The organism is Stutzerimonas decontaminans (genome assembly GCF_000661915.1).
GTDB classification, from domain to species: Bacteria; Pseudomonadota; Gammaproteobacteria; order Pseudomonadales; family Pseudomonadaceae; genus Stutzerimonas; species Stutzerimonas decontaminans.
The window spans coordinates 2,445,672-2,460,510 of the sequence record NZ_CP007509.1 but is presented as its reverse complement, the minus strand read 5'-3'; the positions used below and the strand labels follow the sequence as shown (position 1 = coordinate 2,460,510).

Annotated in this window: 17 protein-coding genes and 2 tRNA genes; 13 read left to right on the top strand and 6 right to left on the bottom strand. The window is 60.7% G+C overall.

All coding sequences use genetic code 11. The annotated features are described in order from the left end of the window. Positions 1–105 precede the first annotated feature (105 nt). Together ercA and UIB01_RS11315 are read left to right on the top strand one after the other, a co-directional pair. Positions 106–1,269, top strand: coding sequence for an alcohol dehydrogenase-like regulatory protein ErcA (ercA, locus tag UIB01_RS11320; protein ID WP_038660295.1), 1,164 nt, complete (start codon positions 106–108; stop codon positions 1,267–1,269). Further along, positions 1,253–2,950, top strand: a complete 1,698-nt coding sequence (locus tag UIB01_RS11315) for a hybrid sensor histidine kinase/response regulator (RefSeq protein ID WP_038660293.1) — start codon at positions 1,253–1,255, stop codon at positions 2,948–2,950. The genes ercA and UIB01_RS11315 overlap by 17 nt, the downstream gene beginning before the upstream one ends. Positions 2,951–3,254: 304 nt before the next feature. On the opposite strand, the gene UIB01_RS11310 is transcribed toward UIB01_RS11315, so the two are convergent. Next, positions 3,255–3,971, bottom strand: a complete 717-nt coding sequence (locus tag UIB01_RS11310; protein WP_038660289.1) for a phosphatidylserine decarboxylase — start codon at positions 3,969–3,971, stop codon at positions 3,255–3,257. Between the two features lie 207 nt (positions 3,972–4,178). Between UIB01_RS11310 and gacA the strand changes: the two genes are divergently transcribed. The 6 genes from gacA to UIB01_RS11280 all read left to right on the top strand — a co-directional run bounded on the left by gacA (position 4,179) and on the right by UIB01_RS11280 (position 7,898). After that, positions 4,179–4,823, top strand: a complete 645-nt coding sequence (gacA, locus tag UIB01_RS11305; RefSeq protein WP_003284948.1) for a response regulator transcription factor GacA — start codon at positions 4,179–4,181, stop codon at positions 4,821–4,823. Next, positions 4,823–6,646: an excinuclease ABC subunit UvrC gene (gene uvrC, locus UIB01_RS11300; RefSeq protein ID WP_038660286.1), complete on the top strand. Its 1,824-nt coding sequence runs from the start codon at positions 4,823–4,825 to the stop codon at positions 6,644–6,646. Before gacA ends, uvrC begins: the two co-directional genes overlap by 1 nt. 34 nt (positions 6,647–6,680) lie before the next feature. Continuing rightward, positions 6,681–7,238, top strand: coding sequence for a CDP-diacylglycerol--glycerol-3-phosphate 3-phosphatidyltransferase (gene pgsA, locus UIB01_RS11295; protein WP_038660282.1), 558 nt, complete (start codon positions 6,681–6,683; stop codon positions 7,236–7,238). A gap of 69 nt (positions 7,239–7,307) precedes the next feature. Further along, a tRNA-Gly gene (locus UIB01_RS11290) sits at positions 7,308–7,383 on the top strand. Between the two features lie 46 nt (positions 7,384–7,429). Further along, positions 7,430–7,503, top strand: a tRNA-Cys gene (locus tag UIB01_RS11285). A 149-nt stretch (positions 7,504–7,652) separates the two neighbouring features. Continuing rightward, the gene (locus UIB01_RS11280) at positions 7,653–7,898 is read left to right on the top strand and encodes a PA2433 domain-containing protein (protein ID WP_038660278.1); all 246 of its coding nucleotides are present in this window, start codon (positions 7,653–7,655) and stop codon (positions 7,896–7,898) included. Here the strand turns inward: UIB01_RS11280 and UIB01_RS11275 are convergent, their stop codons facing one another. From UIB01_RS11275 to UIB01_RS11255, 5 genes are all read right to left on the bottom strand, one after another. Beyond that, a complete protein-coding gene (locus tag UIB01_RS11275) occupies positions 7,899–8,081 on the bottom strand; it encodes a PLD nuclease N-terminal domain-containing protein (protein WP_196247260.1) in 183 nt (60 codons plus the stop codon). It abuts the gene before it with no gap. 124 nt (positions 8,082–8,205) lie between these two features. Beyond that, positions 8,206–8,436 (bottom strand): thioredoxin family protein, encoded by a 231-nt coding sequence (locus UIB01_RS11270; protein ID WP_038660272.1) that lies wholly within the window; start codon positions 8,434–8,436, stop codon positions 8,206–8,208. Between the two features lie 8 nt (positions 8,437–8,444). After that, positions 8,445–9,704: a permease gene (locus tag UIB01_RS11265; protein ID WP_230585245.1), complete on the bottom strand. Its 1,260-nt coding sequence runs from the start codon at positions 9,702–9,704 to the stop codon at positions 8,445–8,447. A 206-nt stretch (positions 9,705–9,910) separates the two neighbouring features. Further along, complete coding sequence (gene arsB, locus UIB01_RS11260) at positions 9,911–10,990, bottom strand: ACR3 family arsenite efflux transporter (protein ID WP_038660266.1); 1,080 nt, start codon at positions 10,988–10,990, stop codon at positions 9,911–9,913. Positions 10,991–11,036: 46 nt separating this feature from the next. Continuing rightward, positions 11,037–12,122, bottom strand: coding sequence for an ArsO family NAD(P)H-dependent flavin-containing monooxygenase (locus UIB01_RS11255; RefSeq protein WP_038660263.1), 1,086 nt, complete (start codon positions 12,120–12,122; stop codon positions 11,037–11,039). A gap of 195 nt (positions 12,123–12,317) precedes the next feature. Between UIB01_RS11255 and UIB01_RS23435 the strand changes: the two genes are divergently transcribed. The 5 genes from UIB01_RS23435 to UIB01_RS11230 are packed head-to-tail and all read left to right on the top strand — an operon-like array spanning position 12,318 to position 14,832. Then, positions 12,318–12,731 (top strand): arsenate reductase ArsC, encoded by a 414-nt coding sequence (locus tag UIB01_RS23435; protein WP_038660260.1) that lies wholly within the window; start codon positions 12,318–12,320, stop codon positions 12,729–12,731. Between the two features lie 12 nt (positions 12,732–12,743). Continuing rightward, positions 12,744–13,100 carry a metalloregulator ArsR/SmtB family transcription factor gene (locus UIB01_RS23430; RefSeq protein WP_038660257.1) on the top strand — a complete coding sequence of 119 codons (357 nt, stop codon included), beginning with the start codon at positions 12,744–12,746 and terminating at the stop codon, positions 13,098–13,100. Between the two features lie 14 nt (positions 13,101–13,114). Continuing rightward, entirely contained in the window at positions 13,115–13,585 is a 471-nt protein-coding gene (locus UIB01_RS11240; RefSeq protein WP_038660254.1) for an arsenate reductase ArsC, read from the top strand. A 17-nt stretch (positions 13,586–13,602) separates the two neighbouring features. Further along, positions 13,603–14,316: an arsenical resistance protein ArsH gene (arsH, locus tag UIB01_RS11235; protein WP_038660252.1), complete on the top strand. Its 714-nt coding sequence runs from the start codon at positions 13,603–13,605 to the stop codon at positions 14,314–14,316. Between the two features lie 18 nt (positions 14,317–14,334). Next, positions 14,335–14,832, top strand: a complete 498-nt coding sequence (locus UIB01_RS11230) for a phosphatase domain-containing putative toxin (RefSeq protein WP_038660249.1) — start codon at positions 14,335–14,337, stop codon at positions 14,830–14,832. Positions 14,833–14,839: the final 7 nt, after the last annotated feature.

Here is a 14,839-nt window from a genome sequence, read left to right as displayed (position 1 = left end):
TTCCGCCAGGCGGGTGGCATGGCCAGCCATTTGGCGCATTGCTTTACGTGAGCATTGCAGTAGGCTTGCGCCAGTTAGTTACAAAAAATAAAAAAGGCCGCAGTCATGAGCCCGAATATCAGCCTCCAGCGCAAGTTCGTCTCTCCAGAAATCATCTTTGGTGCCGGCTGTCGCCATAGTGTTGGCACCTGTGCGGCCAACTTCGGTGCGCGAAAGGTGCTGGTGGTATCCGACCCCGGCGTCGTGAAGGCGGGCTGGGTGGCTGACGTGCAGGCCAGTCTAGACCGGCATCACATCGAACACAGCCTGTTCACTGATGTTTCGCCCAACCCCCGCTGCGAAGAGGTAATGCTCGGCGCCGAGCTGTATCGCAGCGAAGGCTGCAACGTGATTGTCGCAGTCGGCGGTGGTAGCCCCATGGATTGCGCGAAGGGTATCGGCATCGTCGCGGCGCATGGGCGCCATATCTATGAATTCGAAGGGGTGGATACGCTGCGCGTGCCCAGCCCACCGCTGATTCTTATTCCAACGACTGCCGGGACCTCGGCAGATGTTTCACAGTTCGTGATCATTTCCAACCAGCAAGAGCGGATGAAGTTCTCCATCGTCAGCAAGGCAGCCGTGCCGGATGTCTCGCTGATCGACCCGGAAACCACGCTCAGCATGGACCCGTTTCTCTCCGCCTGCACCGGCATCGATGCGCTGGTGCACGCCATCGAGGCATTCGTATCGACCGGCCATGGTCCGCTGACCGACCCGCACGCGCTGGAGGCCATGCGACTGATCAACGGCAATCTTGCGCAAATGATCGCCAATCCAGCGGATATTGCCCTGCGCGAGCAAATCATGCTTGGCAGCATGCAGGCCGGGCTGGCGTTCTCCAACGCGATTCTCGGCGCCGTGCATGCCATGTCCCACAGTCTCGGCGGCTACTTGGATCTACCGCATGGCGTCTGTAATGCCGTGCTGGTCGAACATGTCGTCGCCTTCAATTACGACGCCTCGCCGGACCGCTACCGCAAGGTCGCCGAAACCCTTGGCATCGATTCGCGCGGGCTGAATCACCGGCAGGTGCGCGAACGTCTGGTGCAGCATTTGATCGACCTGAAGCAGCAGATTGGCTTCAGGGAAACGCTCAGCCTGCACGGCGTGAACCTCTCCGATATTCCGTTCCTTTCGCAACATGCGATGCAGGACCCCTGCATCCTGACCAATCCACGCTCGTCGACGCAGCGGGACGTCGAGGTCGTCTATGCCGAAGCGCTCTGATGATCAGCATCAGGCCCTGACGCAACTGCTCGGCTTTGGCAGCCATTCCGCGCGCAAGAGTCACTACCCAGAGCTGGTGGCACGTCTGGAAGAGCTGGAAAACGAGCGCAACCGCTACAAATGGTTGTTCGAGCATGCGGTGCACGGCATCTTCCAGGCCAGCCTCCACGAAGGTATTCGTGCCGCCAATCCTGCCTTGGCACGCATGCTCAATTACGAGACCCCGGAAGAGGCGCTGTGGGCACTGACCGATCTGTCTCATCACCTTTTCATTGGCGGTGAGGAGGAGCTGCGGCAGATCCGCCATACCCTGAGCCAGCAGCATGGCTTGTTCGGCTATGAGACGCGCCTGCGCCGCAAGGACGGCAGCGCCATCTACGTGATCATGAACCTGCTGCTCAAGCCGGATGAGGATGGCTTGGTAGAGGGTTTCGTCGCCGACGTTACCGAGCGCAAACTGGCGCAGTTGCGTCTGTTGCAGCTCAACGAAGAACTGGAGCAGCGTGTCGCCGAGCGCACCTGCGAACTGCGCGAAGCCCGCGATGCAGCCGAGGCCGCGAACCTGAGCAAGGACAAGTACCTTGCCGCGGCCAGCCACGACCTGCTGCAGCCACTCAATGCCGCGCGCCTGCTGATCTCGACGTTGCGCGAACGCCAATTGCCGCAGAACGAGCTGCATCTGGTCGAACGGGCGCATCAGGCGCTGGAAGGCGCCGAAGACCTGCTGACCGATCTGCTGGACATTTCCAAGCTCGATCAGGCCGCGATCAAACCGGATATCGATATCTATTCGCTGGACGATGTCCTGCTGCCGCTGGTGTCCGAATTTCAGTCGGTTGCTGCTGCTGCGGGGCTGCAGTTGGAGCACTACATTCCGCGATTCGCCATCAAGACCGACTTCCGTCTGCTGACGCGAATCCTGCGCAACTTTCTCAGCAATGCCTGCCGTTATACCGATCAGGGTGCGGTGCTGGTGGGTGCTCGCAGGCGTGCCGGGGCGCTGCGTATCGAGGTCTGGGATACCGGCCGGGGCATCCCTGAGGAGGAGCTGGGTTCGATCTTTCTCGAATTCAATCAGCTCGGGGTCGGTCGATCCGCGAAACGCAGTGGAGTCGGGCTGGGGCTGGCCATCGTCGACCGTATCGCCAGCATGCTCGGCTATCAGGTACTGGTGCGTTCGAAACCGGGGCGTGGTTCGGTGTTCAGTATCGATGTGCCGCTGGCCGAAGCGATGCCCCACGAGCGGGTTGCGGCTCCACCGGTCGTGCCGCAGCTGGGCGATCCGCTGCCTGGGCGGCGCCTGCTGGTGATCGACAACGAAGAGAGCATCCTGCTAAGCATGACTGCGTTGCTCGAACAGTGGGGCTGCACGGTGGTGACTGCCACCGACGAGCAAAGCGCAGTGGCAGCGCTGGCTGGCGTCGCGCCGGATGCGATCCTCGCCGATTACCATCTGGATCACGGGCTGACCGGTTGGGACGTCGTGCTCGCGGTGCGGAACTGCTTCAGCGAAACGCTGCCGGTGGTGATGATTACCGCCGATCGCAGTGACCAATGCCGCCAGCAATTGCAGGGCTGCGGTGTGCCGGTGCTGAACAAACCGGTCAAGCCAGGCAAGATGCGCTCGGTGCTCAGTCATCTGCTCGCCGCCAACGGCAATGGCGGACAGGATTCTGGCTGACACGATCTGGATCAGGCTCTCCCGGGTGCGAGCTCGACCCGATTCCTCGCCATGAAAGCCTATCCGCGTCTGCGACCTGTCGTGCTGATCAGCCTGCCTTGTGACCGGCATTGCTGCGCTCGAACTGAGAGACGGAACCTTGCCAAATGCGAAGCGACATGGAGATCTTGCTGGTCGGCGTAGCGCAGCCGCATCTCTCCGTCTCGCTGCCGCAACTCGCAGTACATTACTCCGAGTTATTTCCTGCACATCCCACTGCGTGATGCTAGACCGAGATGATGAAGCACAGGCACGGTTGCGTCGGCTACATCAGCAATAGCAGGAACGAATAGCCGAGCGAGCCGAGCAGGAACGCTCCGAATCGGCTGTTCCTTTCCGTCGGCAGCTCCTCCTTCAGGACGTTGAGGATGATCGCGCCGGCGATGAACGCCGTAACCGCCGATATACCCAGCTCGGAGAGCTGAACTGCCGAGCCAAACGCCCAGCCGATCAGCGTCGATCCCACCAGGATCCATCGGCCGCGCCGAGCGAACAGGTCCTGGTGGTCGTGTTGCAGCGCTACATCGTTGACCATGAAGTGCAGCGACATGGCCACGGTGTACCAGACCAACTCCAGCGCCTGACCTGGGTCTCGGTTGGCGAGGATATGGCCAATCAGTGCGTTGTAGCCGGCGAATGCACTTATGTGCAGCCAGAAAACGCCGGCGTGGGAAGGTGCACCTTCAGGCCGCTCGTCCCGGTGCTGCTTGATCAGCCGTTCTAGCCCGTAGAAGCAGACCAGGCCAAGCAATGCCAGCAGATAGGCGTGGTGTTCCAGATAGCGCAACGGGTGGAGCCCGCTATCTTCCATCACCTCTTGTCCGTCGGCCAGCTCAGGCAGTAGGTGCACGAATACATACGCGACGGCGACGCCGCCAGCAGCAGATAGCCAACGGCTGCGCGGCAGCTGGTGCAGTTTGCTCAGCCTTCCGGCCAGCATGTGGGTGGCTGTCAGGACCAGCGCGGCGATCAGGGTGAGCATGGGAAATCCACGGAAATGATCATCAGGTTTGTGACTTTGGCCGTCCATCGGCGTTCAGCATGCAGTTCGTCGGCTGGCGCCGCAGAGTCATGATCTCGATCAGTTACCTGCATCGTGATCGGCCAGGTCGATGATTTTTTTGATAGAGTTCGCTCCTGAAAAAGCGAGCAGCCAGCCAGCTTTTAGTACGGTCAATGAGGTGTCTGCTTGATTAGGGTGCTGGTGGTCGATGACCACGACTTGGTTCGCACAGGCATCAGCCGCATGCTGGCGGACATCTCTGGTCTTCAGGTGATAGGCCAGGCGGATTCCGGCGAAGACGCGATCCGCAAGGCGCGGGAACTCAAGCCCGACGTCGTCCTGATGGACGTCAAGATGCCCGGCATCGGTGGTCTCGAGGCGACCCGCAAGCTGCTACGCAGCTACCCAGATCTGAAGGTCATCGCTGTAACTATCTGCGAAGAAGACCCGTTCCCGACGCGCCTTCTGCAGGCCGGTGCGGCGGGGTACCTGACTAAGGGGGCAGCACTGGAAGAAATGGTGCAGGCCATCCGCATGGTGTTCGGTGGTCAGCGTTACATCAGCCCGCAAATTGCCCAGCAACTGGCGCTGAAGTCGTTCCAGCCGCAGCTCAGCGAATCGCCGTTCGATCTGCTTTCGGAGCGGGAAATCCAGATCGCACTGATGATCGCCAACTGCCAGAAAGTACAGAGCATCTCCGACAAGCTCTGTCTCTCGCCAAAAACGGTCAACACCTACCGCTATCGCATCTTCGAAAAGCTGTCGATTACCAGTGATGTCGAGCTTGCCCTGCTGGCCGTTCGCCACGGGATGGTCGACACCGTCAACTGATGACAGAAGCCTTCGACTCATCTGCATTCCTGGCAGCTTGCAGCGGCCGTCCAGGCGTTTATCGCATGTTCGATGCGCAGGCCAAGCTGCTTTATGTCGGCAAGGCCAAGAACCTCAAGAAGCGCCTGGCCAGCTATTTCCGCAAGACCGGGCAGGCGCCGAAAACCGCTGCTCTGGTAGCCAAGATCGCGCAGGTGGAAACCACCATCACTGCGAACGAGACCGAGGCGCTGCTGCTCGAGCAGACCCTGATCAAGCAGTGGCGGCCGCCGTACAACATCCTGCTGCGTGACGATAAGTCCTATCCATATGTATTTCTCTCGGCCGGCGAATTTCCACGGTTGAGCATTCATCGTGGGGCGAAGAAGGCGCCAGGGCGTTACTTCGGACCCTATCCGAGCGCCGGGGCGATCCGCGAAAGCCTGAGTCTGCTGCAGAAGGCCTTCTTCGTGCGCCAGTGCGAAGACAGTTACTACCGAAACCGCACACGGCCTTGTCTGCAGTACCAGATCAAGCGCTGCAAGGCGCCTTGCGTGAATCTGGTGGACGCAGACGAGTACGCCGAGGACGTGCGTCATTCGGTGATGTTCCTAGAAGGCCGTAGCAACGCACTGGCCGAAGAGCTGTCACGTAACATGGAAAAGGCAGCGATGAACCTCGACTTCGAGCGCGCGGCCGAAATCCGCGACCAGATCGGCATCCTGCGCCGCGTGCAGGACCAGCAGAGCATGGAAGGCGGCAATGGCGACGTGGATATCGTCGCAGCGGTGGTCAGCCCAGGCGGCGCCTGCGTTCACTTGATCAGCGTGCGCGGCGGCCGCGTGCTGGGGAGCAAAAATTTTTTCCCGCAGGTTGCGATTGAAGAAAGTGTCAGCGAAGTGCTGCAGGCGTTTCTTGAGCAGTACTACCTGGGTGCCTCCGAGCGCGACTTGCCCGGGGAGCTGATCGTCAACGCAGTGCACGAAGATTTCCCCACGCTGATCAGTGCGATCGCCGAGCTGCGCAGCGTCGAACTCACCATCACTCATCGCGTGCGTGGCACGCGAGCGCGCTGGCAGCAGCTGGCGTTGACCAATGCCGAGCAGGCGATGGGTGCGCGCCTGGCCAACCGTCAGCACCTGTCGGCTCGCTTCGAAGCATTGGCCGAGGCGCTGGAACTCGACGAATCACCGCAGCGCCTGGAATGCTTCGATATCAGCCATTCCAGCGGCGAAGCAACGGTAGCCTCCTGTGTGGTGTTCGGCCCGGAAGGCCCTCTGAAGTCGGACTATCGCCGCTACAACATTGAAGGCGTCACCGCAGGCGACGACTATGCGGCGATGCATCAGGCGCTGTCCCGGCGCTTCCGCAAGGCCGCAGAGGGGGAGGGCAAGCTGCCGGACATTCTGCTGGTCGATGGCGGCAAGGGGCAGCTCAACATGGCTCGCGAGGTACTCGAAGAGCTGGCCGTACCGGAACTGATCCTGCTCGGGGTGGCCAAGGGCGTGACCCGCAAGCCCGGATTGGAGACTCTTTACCTCAACGACGCGGCCCACGAATTCACGCTCCCGGCTGACTCCCCGGCGCTGCACCTGATCCAGCAGGTGCGCGACGAGGCGCACCGCTTCGCCATTACCGGCCACCGTGCTAGACGCGGAAAAGCACGGCGGACGTCGACTCTGGAAGAGGTTCCGGGCATTGGCCCGAAGCGCCGCCGCGAACTGCTTACGCATTTTGGTGGTCTTCAGGAACTGTGCAGAGCGAGCCTCGACGAGATCGCCAAGGCTCCCGGTATCAGTAAAAAGCTCGCCGAGTCGATTTATGCCGCTCTGCACAGTGAGTAAACTGTCCTTCGAATTCCGCCGATCAGTGGTACCGATGAATATCCCTAACCTGCTCACCGTTCTACGCGTGCTGCTGATACCTGTTTTTATTTTGCTTTTTTATCTGCCGTTCTACTGGAGCTACTTGGCTGCGAGCGCCGTATTCACTGTGGCAGCGCTGACCGATTGGCTCGACGGCTACCTTGCCAGGCGGCTGGGGCAGAGCACGCCGTTCGGGGCCTTTCTCGATCCGGTCGCCGACAAGCTGATGGTGGCCGTAGCGCTGGTGTTGCTGGTCGAAGAACATGCAAACCTCTGGCTGACCTTGCCGGCAGCGATCATTATCGGCCGGGAGATCGTTGTCTCGGCGCTGCGCGAATGGATGGCAGAGTTGGGCGCGCGTGCGCAGGTGGCAGTATCGAACTTGGGCAAATGGAAGACGGCCGCGCAGATGGTCGCGCTGGTTATCTTGCTGGCGAATCCGTCACAACCCACGATCTGGGTTGGCCTAGGTTATGCGTTGTTGATCGTGGCGGCGGCTCTGACGTTGTGGTCGATGATCAATTACCTGATGGCTGCATGGCCGCACCTGAGCCCCACCGAAAAGAAATAAAAACTTTTTTAATCAAGGGGTTGACGGCAGCATCCGATCGTATAGAATGGCGCCCGTCACCAAGACAACGCGGGAATAGCTCAGTTGGTAGAGCACGACCTTGCCAAGGTCGGGGTCGCGAGTTCGAGTCTCGTTTCCCGCTCCAGTTTGTAAGATCGCGCCGCAGTCATAATGCGGCGCGTTCGTTTTGAGGCCGGTTGGCAGAGTGGTTATGCAGCGGATTGCAAATCCGTGTACGCCGGTTCGATTCCGACATCGGCCTCCATATTGAAAGCCCCAAGCAACTCGTTGCTTGGGGCTTTTTCTTTTACTCGACAGAATGTCGGGGCACTTCGGGCCATCCTTTTTCCGGCGGAGCGACTCTGCAAAGGCTATCTATACTTCGTGAGCACCTCTCACGCGGGAGAATTAGCCATGCGACGCCTCACAGCTTATGCGTTTGCCGTCCTGTTCAGTTCGCCGCTGCTGGCGATGCACTGTCCCATGGACATGGCCAAGATAGACGAGCAGCTCAAGACCAATCCGCCAAAGGACGCTGCCACCCTGCAGCAGGTTCGTGAATTGCGCGCCGAGGGCGAGCAGTTGCACCAGGCCGGCAAGCATGCCGACTCGGTAAGAGTGCTCGGCCGGGCGCTGTATCTGCTGGGTCTGAAGCCCTGATCAATGTGCTCGGCGTAGTCCTGCCAATAGCCAGAACAGCAGGCCCAGCACTGGGAAAATGGCGACACCAATCGCCCAGAGGGCCTTTGCGCCTACGGTTCGGTTGCTTTTGAATACGCTGATGATTGCCAGCAGATTAAGCGCTATCAGTCCCACGGCAGCCGCAATGGCCAAGTACGTCATCGAATCGGACACTTCTCACTCTCCTGGCAGGTTCACTTATGAGGCCTTGAACTGCGCAGGACGGTTCCGTTCGATGGAACAAAGTCGCGCCGCATAATGCAGCACGGCGCTGTCACGGCCTCACTTAGCCAAGGAGTTGCTGGAGCTCATCGCTTCTGGGTACCTTGCCTTCCACGAGGATTTCGTCGTCCACCGCCAGCGCTGGGGTGCGCATGACTCCCGCTTCGATGATGGCGTTGACGTCGGTGACTTTCTCGACCTCGTACTCCAGCCCGAGTCGCTTTGCGGCAGCTTCTGCATTGCTGGTGAGTTGTTGGCACTTGGCGCATCCGGACCCATAAACAGTCATTTTCATCGTCGTTCTCACATCAGTTGGCCATAGATATAGCCGCTGAGCGTGGCCATAACCACTACCAGCGAGCAGTACACGATCGTTTTCTGCGTGCCGAGCACGGTACGAATCACCAGCATGTTCGGTAACGACAACGCAGGTCCCGCCAGCAGGATTGCCAGCGCCGGGCCCTTGCCCATCCCAGCTCCTAGCAGACCCTCGACAATGGGCACTTCGGTCAGGGTAGAAAAGTACATGAAGGCGCCGAGGACCGAGGCGAGGAGGGTGGAGGTGAAGCTGTTGTCGCCCACAGCCCAGACTACCCACTCGCTAGGAATCAGCCCTTCGTGGCCGGGGCGTCCGAGCAGCATGCCGGCGATCAGCACCCCGCCAAGCAGTAACGGCATGATCTGTTTGGTGAAGTCCCAGCTCTGACCGACCCACTCCTGGCCTGCTGCATTCTCGCGACTGGCCTGTAGCATCAACCCCGCGATGCCTATGACCATGGCAAGCTCCGGCCATTGTGGCGCAAGCAGAGCGCTCGCAGTCACCAGCGCGCCGATCATCAGCAGTGGTTGCACCGACCAATTCCAGCGACGTACCAGCAATGTCGCCAGCAAGATGGCGAGCGTTGCGGTGATCGGCCACTTCCAGGCATGTACCGCCATCCAGGCCGAATTCTCCGCACTGGCCCAGTTGGCGAATACCAGAATGCCGATCATCAAGCTGAACAACGCGACGATGTCGCCGAGCGGATGCCCGCTGTCGTCACCGGCGAAGCCGCGGGCACTTTTGGCCGCGCGTGCAGCCTCCTCGTGCCGATAAAGCAGGTGCATGATGGCGCCGATCACCAGTGCGAACAGAATTGCACCAGCGGCGCGGGCAATCCCGAGCTCGGCGCCCAGCACCTTGGCGGTCACCACGATGGCCATCACATTGATCGCAGGCCCTGAATAGAGAAAGGCAATCGCCGCACCTAGGCCGGCTCCACGTTTGTAGATACCGCCGAACAGTGGCAGCACCGTACACGAACATACGGCCAGCAGCGTGCCAGCGATGGACGCCACACCGAACGCCACCGGCTTCGGCGAAGCTGGGCCAAGGTGCTTCATCACTGCGCCCTGGCTGATATAGACGGCCATAGCGCCCGCGATGACGAAGGCCGGCAGCAGGCAAAGAATCACATGCTCGCGGGCGTACCACTGCGTCAGACGTAGGCCTTCCAGTACGGAGTTCTCGAAACGGGGTTGGCCCACCGGCAGGAAGAAGATCAGCAGGAACGCTGCGCACATGCCAAGCAGTATCTTGGCCTCTGTCGGGTGGTCTCGCCAGAAGCTGCCCAAGTGCGTCCTTAGAGACGGTGGTGTGTGAGCGGCGGGTGCTGGTTGGTCTTGCGCAGGGCTATCCATTTCTATGTTCCTGTCAGGCGTCTACATCAATGGTAGCCAGCCTGCGCAACGCCCTGCTGATCAGGATCAAGCGCAGGTTAGCGTCTGGCTCAATCAGCCGGCAATGCGCGGTTGTACCACTCACGACTGCGGTTGATGCTGCGCACTAGCCAGAGCATGACCGGCACTTCGATCAAGACGCCAACCACGGTCGCAAGGGCAGCACCTGAATTGAAACCATAGAGCACGATGGCGACGGCGACGGCCAGTTCGAAGAAGTTCGAGGCGCCGATCATTGCGGAGGGGCCGGCAACATCATGGCGAACCAGAAAGCGACGGTTGAGCCAGTAGCCCAGCCCAGCGATGAACAGTGTTTGCAGCAGGATCGGTACCGCAAGCATGGCGATGATCAACGGCTGGGCTACGATCGCTTCGCCCTGGAAGGAGAACAGCAGGACGAGGGTCGCTAGCAATGCCACGATGGAAAACGGCTGGATCTTCGCCAGTGCCGCCTGGAAAGCTCGTTCGCCACGCTGCATCAGTCGAGCGCGAATGAATTGGGCGATGGCCAGTGGAATGACGATGTACATCACCACCGAGAGCAGCAGGGTGTCCCAGGGCACCGGGATCGATGATACGCCGAGCAGCAGCGCGACGATTGGCGCAAAGGCGAACACCATCACCACGTCGTTCAGTGCGACCTGAGTCAAGGTGAAGTTGGCGTTGCCGTTGCAGAGATTGCTCCAGACGAAGACCATCGCGGTGCACGGGGCGGCGCCCAGCAGGATCAGGCCTGCCATGTAGCTGTCCAGCTCGGATGCCGGTAGCCATGGAGCGAATACGTGCTTGATGAATACCCAGCCCAGCAGGGCCATGGTGAATGGCTTGACCGCCCAGTTGACGAACAGGGTGACGCCCATGCTCGCCCGCTGTGCATAGACCTCCCGCAGGGCCGAGAAATCGATCTTCATCAGCATCGGGATGATCATCACCCAGATCAGCAGGCCGACCGGAATGTTCACATGGGCGATTTCCAGCGCGCCGACCGTTTGCGCTGCGGCGGGGAGGCCCAGGCCGAGGAGGGTGCCGGCAATGATGCATAGGAAAACCCAGAACGTCAGGTAGCGCTCGAAGAATCCGAGCGGCGCGCCGGCGGCTTTCTTGCCGACCACTTCACATTGACTGGACATCGCTTATTTCACCTTCTCGCATGATGATCGGGATTGCATTGGATGGTTACTGCGGACGCTGCTGGGGCGTCGCACCAAGTGCCTGAGCGACCTGGTCGACAGTGCTTCGCGCCGTGCGGGTGACGCCGATCAGTGTGGCAGAAGCCATGCCGGTCCAGTCGCCGTAGCCCACCAGCCAGAGATTGGGTTGCTTCACGACACGGGTTTCTTCTACCTGTACCTTGCCATCTGCCTCGATGATGCCGAGTTCACCAAGGTGATCCAGCGCCGGGCGGAAACCGGTGCACCAGATCACCGCATCAAGATCCTCGCGACGCCCGTCAGCCCATTCGACGCCCGTTTCGGTGAAGCGTACAAAGGGCCGTTCGGCCACCAGAACACCGCGCTCACGGGCTTCGCGCACCGGTGGCACCATGACGATGTCGCCGAAGCCGCCTACCGGTTCGTCGATGCTGCGTCCTTCCTGCTGCGCCTTCCAGCGCTCGGTGGCTCGCTCGAACAGCACGCGGCCGTCGACGTCGTCGGGTAGAAACGCGGGTGGCTCCTGGGCGATCCAGCGTGTCTCGCTGACTTGGGATACCTCGGCAAGGATCTGCGCGCCGGAGTTGCCGCCACCTACCACCATTACCCGTTTGCCTGCGAAGGGAGCCGGATCATGGTAGTGCGCTGAATGAACCTGTTGGCCCCGAAAATCCGCCCGGCCCTGCCAATCTGGAACGAATGGCTTGCCCCAGGTGCCCGTCGCACTGATGACCGCGCGCGCCAGCCACTGCCGGTTGCCGGCTCGCACGCGCCAGAGGTCGCCGAGGCGGCTGATCGCGTCGACGTGAACCGGGCGCTGGACCGGAAACCGGTAGCGGTCTTCATAATGTCGCAAATAATCGATAACGTCGTCGCGCGTCGGATTGCCCGGTTCGGCTGGCGCGGGCATCGGCCAGCCTGCAATCGAACTCCAGGCGGCAGGTGAGAACAGCCTCAGCGACTCCCAGGCGTGCAGCCAGGCACCGCCGGGGCCGGATTGCTCGTCAAGCAGCAGATAGGACATCGATGTGCGACGCAGGAAGTACGCGGTTGTAAGGGCAGCCTGTCCGGCGCCAATGACGATCACATCGAGAACGTTGGACGCTGTCATCAAGCGGCTCCTGTCATTAGCTGTCATCCGTTACATAAATATATGCGGAACAGAATATACGCCCCTTGCGCCGGCTGAACAAACATAGGCTTTAGCCAAATGCGAGCCTTATGTCTGCAATAAATGCCGGGTGCTTTACTTGCATATACGTTAAGCAATATATTCGCCCGAGCACATCTTCTGGAGATCGGCTTCATGGCCTACAAAGCTCGTGTCCTGTTCGTCTGCGTTGCCAATTCGGCACGCTCTCAGCTCGCCGAGGCGCTGTTGCGGCATACCGATTCGGCGCACTTCGAGGCCTTCAGTGCAGGCACTGCCCCTACACAGGTCGATTCGCGCGCGCTCGCAGCGCTCGAGCAGCTCGGCGTTCCGACAGAGGGTTTGCGCAGCAAAGCACTGGTGGAATTGGAAGGGCAGCAGTTCGATTTCGTAATCACACTGTGTGACAAGTCCTCGCTGGAATGCCATGCGCTGCCTGGGGCTGGCGAGTACATTGCCTGGAACTTCGAAGACCCCGCCACCAGCAACCAGCCGGATGCCTACCGGCACACGCTTCACGAGATACACGAGCGCATCAAGATGTTCGTGCTGGTCAAGAACAAGCGTTGAGAAGGCATATCCATGGTCGAGCACCTGACGCCCACCGCTGTATTCAAATGCCTCGCAGACGAGACTCGCGTACGGATCGCATTGCTCATCGCTCGCGAAGGCGAGCTGTGTGTGTGTGAGCTGACCTATGCGCTGGATGAAAGCCAGCCCAAAATCTCGCGCCATCTGGCGCTGCTGCGTGGATGCGGAATTCTGGAAGACCGCCGTCAGGGCCAGTGGGTCTATTACCGGCTCCATCCGCACCTGCCTGATTGGGTGACCGACATGCTGCAGCCGATTCTGGCCGCCAACAGGAATTGGCTCGGCGACAACGTGCAGCGCCTCGAGAGCATGCGCAACCGCCCCGAGCGGGCCAGCTCGTGTGCCTGAATCAAAGGACGACCATGAAGATTCTCTTTCTCTGCACTGCCAACAGCTGTCGCAGCATTCTTGCCGAGGCACTGTTCAACCATCTCGCACCAGCCGGCATGCGTGCGTTCAGTGCCGGCAGCGAACCAAGAGGCGAGATCAACCCGCTGACACTTGCAGCGCTGGGGCGAGCGGGAATTGCCGCGGTTGGGTTGTACAGCAAAAGCAGCGACGCCCATCAGGCGCTGAATCCCGACTTCGTCATCACCGTCTGCGACAAGGCCGCCGGTGAGGCGTGCCCGGTGTACTTCGGTCCGGCCACCAAGGCGCACTGGGGGCTTGCCGACCCCTCCGAGAGCGTCGGCAGCCCCGAGGAAGTCGAGGCAGCGTTCGATGCCACGCTGGCCAGGCTAAGGCTGCGTATCGAAGCGTTTCTCGCACTGCCGCTTGCGCAGCTGGATGCCGCTACGCTGAGAGCTGAGCTGGCTCGCATCGGCGCTCTTTAATTTGCAGGACATGCCTAATGAACGACGATCTGCCCAATATCGACCCCGATCTGCTTGATCTGCCCGACCTCGACAAGCTCGACCTGCCGGCCGGGCAGGCTCACAAACCGCGCATTCTGTTGCTCTATGGCTCCAACCGGGAGCGGTCCTACAGTCGTCTGCTGGTGCAGGAAGCTGCGCGTCTGCTAGAGCGTTTCGGAGCCGAGACGCGCATCTTCAATCCGTCTGGATTGCCGCTGCCGGACGATGCACCGGACAGCCACCCGAAAGTGCAGGAGCTGCGCGAGCTGATGCAGTGGTCGGAAGGTCAGGTGTGGTGTTCGCCGGAGCGTCACGGCTCGATGAGCGCGGTATTCAAGGCGCAGATCGACTGGGTGCCGCTGGCCATGGGGGCGGTGCGCCCGACCCAGGGCAAGACGCTGGCGATCATGCAGGTCAGCGGTGGCTCGCAATCATTCAACGCCCTGAACCAGATGCGTGTGCTGGGCCGCTGGATGCGCATGGTCACCATCCCCAACCAGTCCTCGGTGGCCAAGGCCTTTCTCGAATTCGACGACGCCGGCCGGATGAAGCCTTCGGCCTACTACGACCGCGTGGTCGACGTGATGGAGGAGCTGATCAAGTTCACTCTGCTGGTGCGTGGTCGGGCCGACTATCTGGTCGATCGCTACTCCGAACGCAAGGAGTCGGCCGAAGCGCTGTCCCGTCGCGTCAATCAACGCTCTATCTGACTTTCAGGAATCGCTCGCGTGTCCAATCACCCCTATGACATTCTTGATGTTCCCGGCAGCGCCGCTCAGCTGATCTTCACGCCGTGCCCAGGTAGCAAGGGCACCAGCGTCGATGAGGCGCTGGCCACGTTGCAAGCGGCTGGCGCCGAAGCGCTGATCACGCTGATGCCTGCTGAAGAGCTGGCTCGTAACGAAGCGACTCAGCTGCCGCAGCTGTGCGCCGAGCGCGAACTCGAGTGGTTCCATCTGCCAGTGGCCGACGAACAGGTGCCGCTAGAAGATTTCGACCAGGCCTGGGAACAGTCTGCGGCTCGGATCAATGAACTGCTGGATGCCGGCAAGCGCGTCGCCATTCACTGCAAGGGTGGCTCTGGGCGTACCGGGCTGATCGCCGCGCGCATTCTCATAAACCGGGAAGTGCCGCGCGAAACCGCCATCGCCAGTGTGCAGGTGCTGCGGCCCAAGGCGATCCAGCATCCGGCGCATGTCGGCTGGATCGAACGCTTCGGCGCATGACGGGCTT

What these genes read in the sequence shown, in the direction of transcription:
- ercA (WP_038660295.1), top strand. Translation starts at nt 106, where the DNA reads ATGAGCCCGAATATCAGCCTCCAGCGCAAGTTCGTCTCTCCAGAAATC.
- UIB01_RS11315 (WP_038660293.1), top strand. Translation starts at nt 1,253, where the DNA reads ATGCCGAAGCGCTCTGATGATCAGCATCAGGCCCTGACGCAACTGCTC.
- UIB01_RS11310 (WP_038660289.1), bottom strand. Translation starts at nt 3,971, where the DNA reads ATGCTCACCCTGATCGCCGCGCTGGTCCTGACAGCCACCCACATGCTG.
- uvrC (WP_038660286.1), top strand. Translation starts at nt 4,823, where the DNA reads ATGACAGAAGCCTTCGACTCATCTGCATTCCTGGCAGCTTGCAGCGGC.
- pgsA (WP_038660282.1), top strand. Translation starts at nt 6,681, where the DNA reads ATGAATATCCCTAACCTGCTCACCGTTCTACGCGTGCTGCTGATACCT.
- UIB01_RS11280 (WP_038660278.1), top strand. Translation starts at nt 7,653, where the DNA reads ATGCGACGCCTCACAGCTTATGCGTTTGCCGTCCTGTTCAGTTCGCCG.
- UIB01_RS11275 (WP_196247260.1), bottom strand. Translation starts at nt 8,081, where the DNA reads ATGACGTACTTGGCCATTGCGGCTGCCGTGGGACTGATAGCGCTTAAT.
- UIB01_RS11270 (WP_038660272.1), bottom strand. Translation starts at nt 8,436, where the DNA reads ATGAAAATGACTGTTTATGGGTCCGGATGCGCCAAGTGCCAACAACTC.
- UIB01_RS11265 (WP_230585245.1), bottom strand. Translation starts at nt 9,704, where the DNA reads ATGTGCGCAGCGTTCCTGCTGATCTTCTTCCTGCCGGTGGGCCAACCC.
- arsB (WP_038660266.1), bottom strand. Translation starts at nt 10,990, where the DNA reads ATGTCCAGTCAATGTGAAGTGGTCGGCAAGAAAGCCGCCGGCGCGCCG.
- UIB01_RS11255 (WP_038660263.1), bottom strand. Translation starts at nt 12,122, where the DNA reads ATGACAGCGTCCAACGTTCTCGATGTGATCGTCATTGGCGCCGGACAG.
- UIB01_RS23435 (WP_038660260.1), top strand. Translation starts at nt 12,318, where the DNA reads ATGGCCTACAAAGCTCGTGTCCTGTTCGTCTGCGTTGCCAATTCGGCA.
- UIB01_RS23430 (WP_038660257.1), top strand. Translation starts at nt 12,744, where the DNA reads ATGGTCGAGCACCTGACGCCCACCGCTGTATTCAAATGCCTCGCAGAC.
- UIB01_RS11240 (WP_038660254.1), top strand. Translation starts at nt 13,115, where the DNA reads ATGAAGATTCTCTTTCTCTGCACTGCCAACAGCTGTCGCAGCATTCTT.
- arsH (WP_038660252.1), top strand. Translation starts at nt 13,603, where the DNA reads ATGAACGACGATCTGCCCAATATCGACCCCGATCTGCTTGATCTGCCC.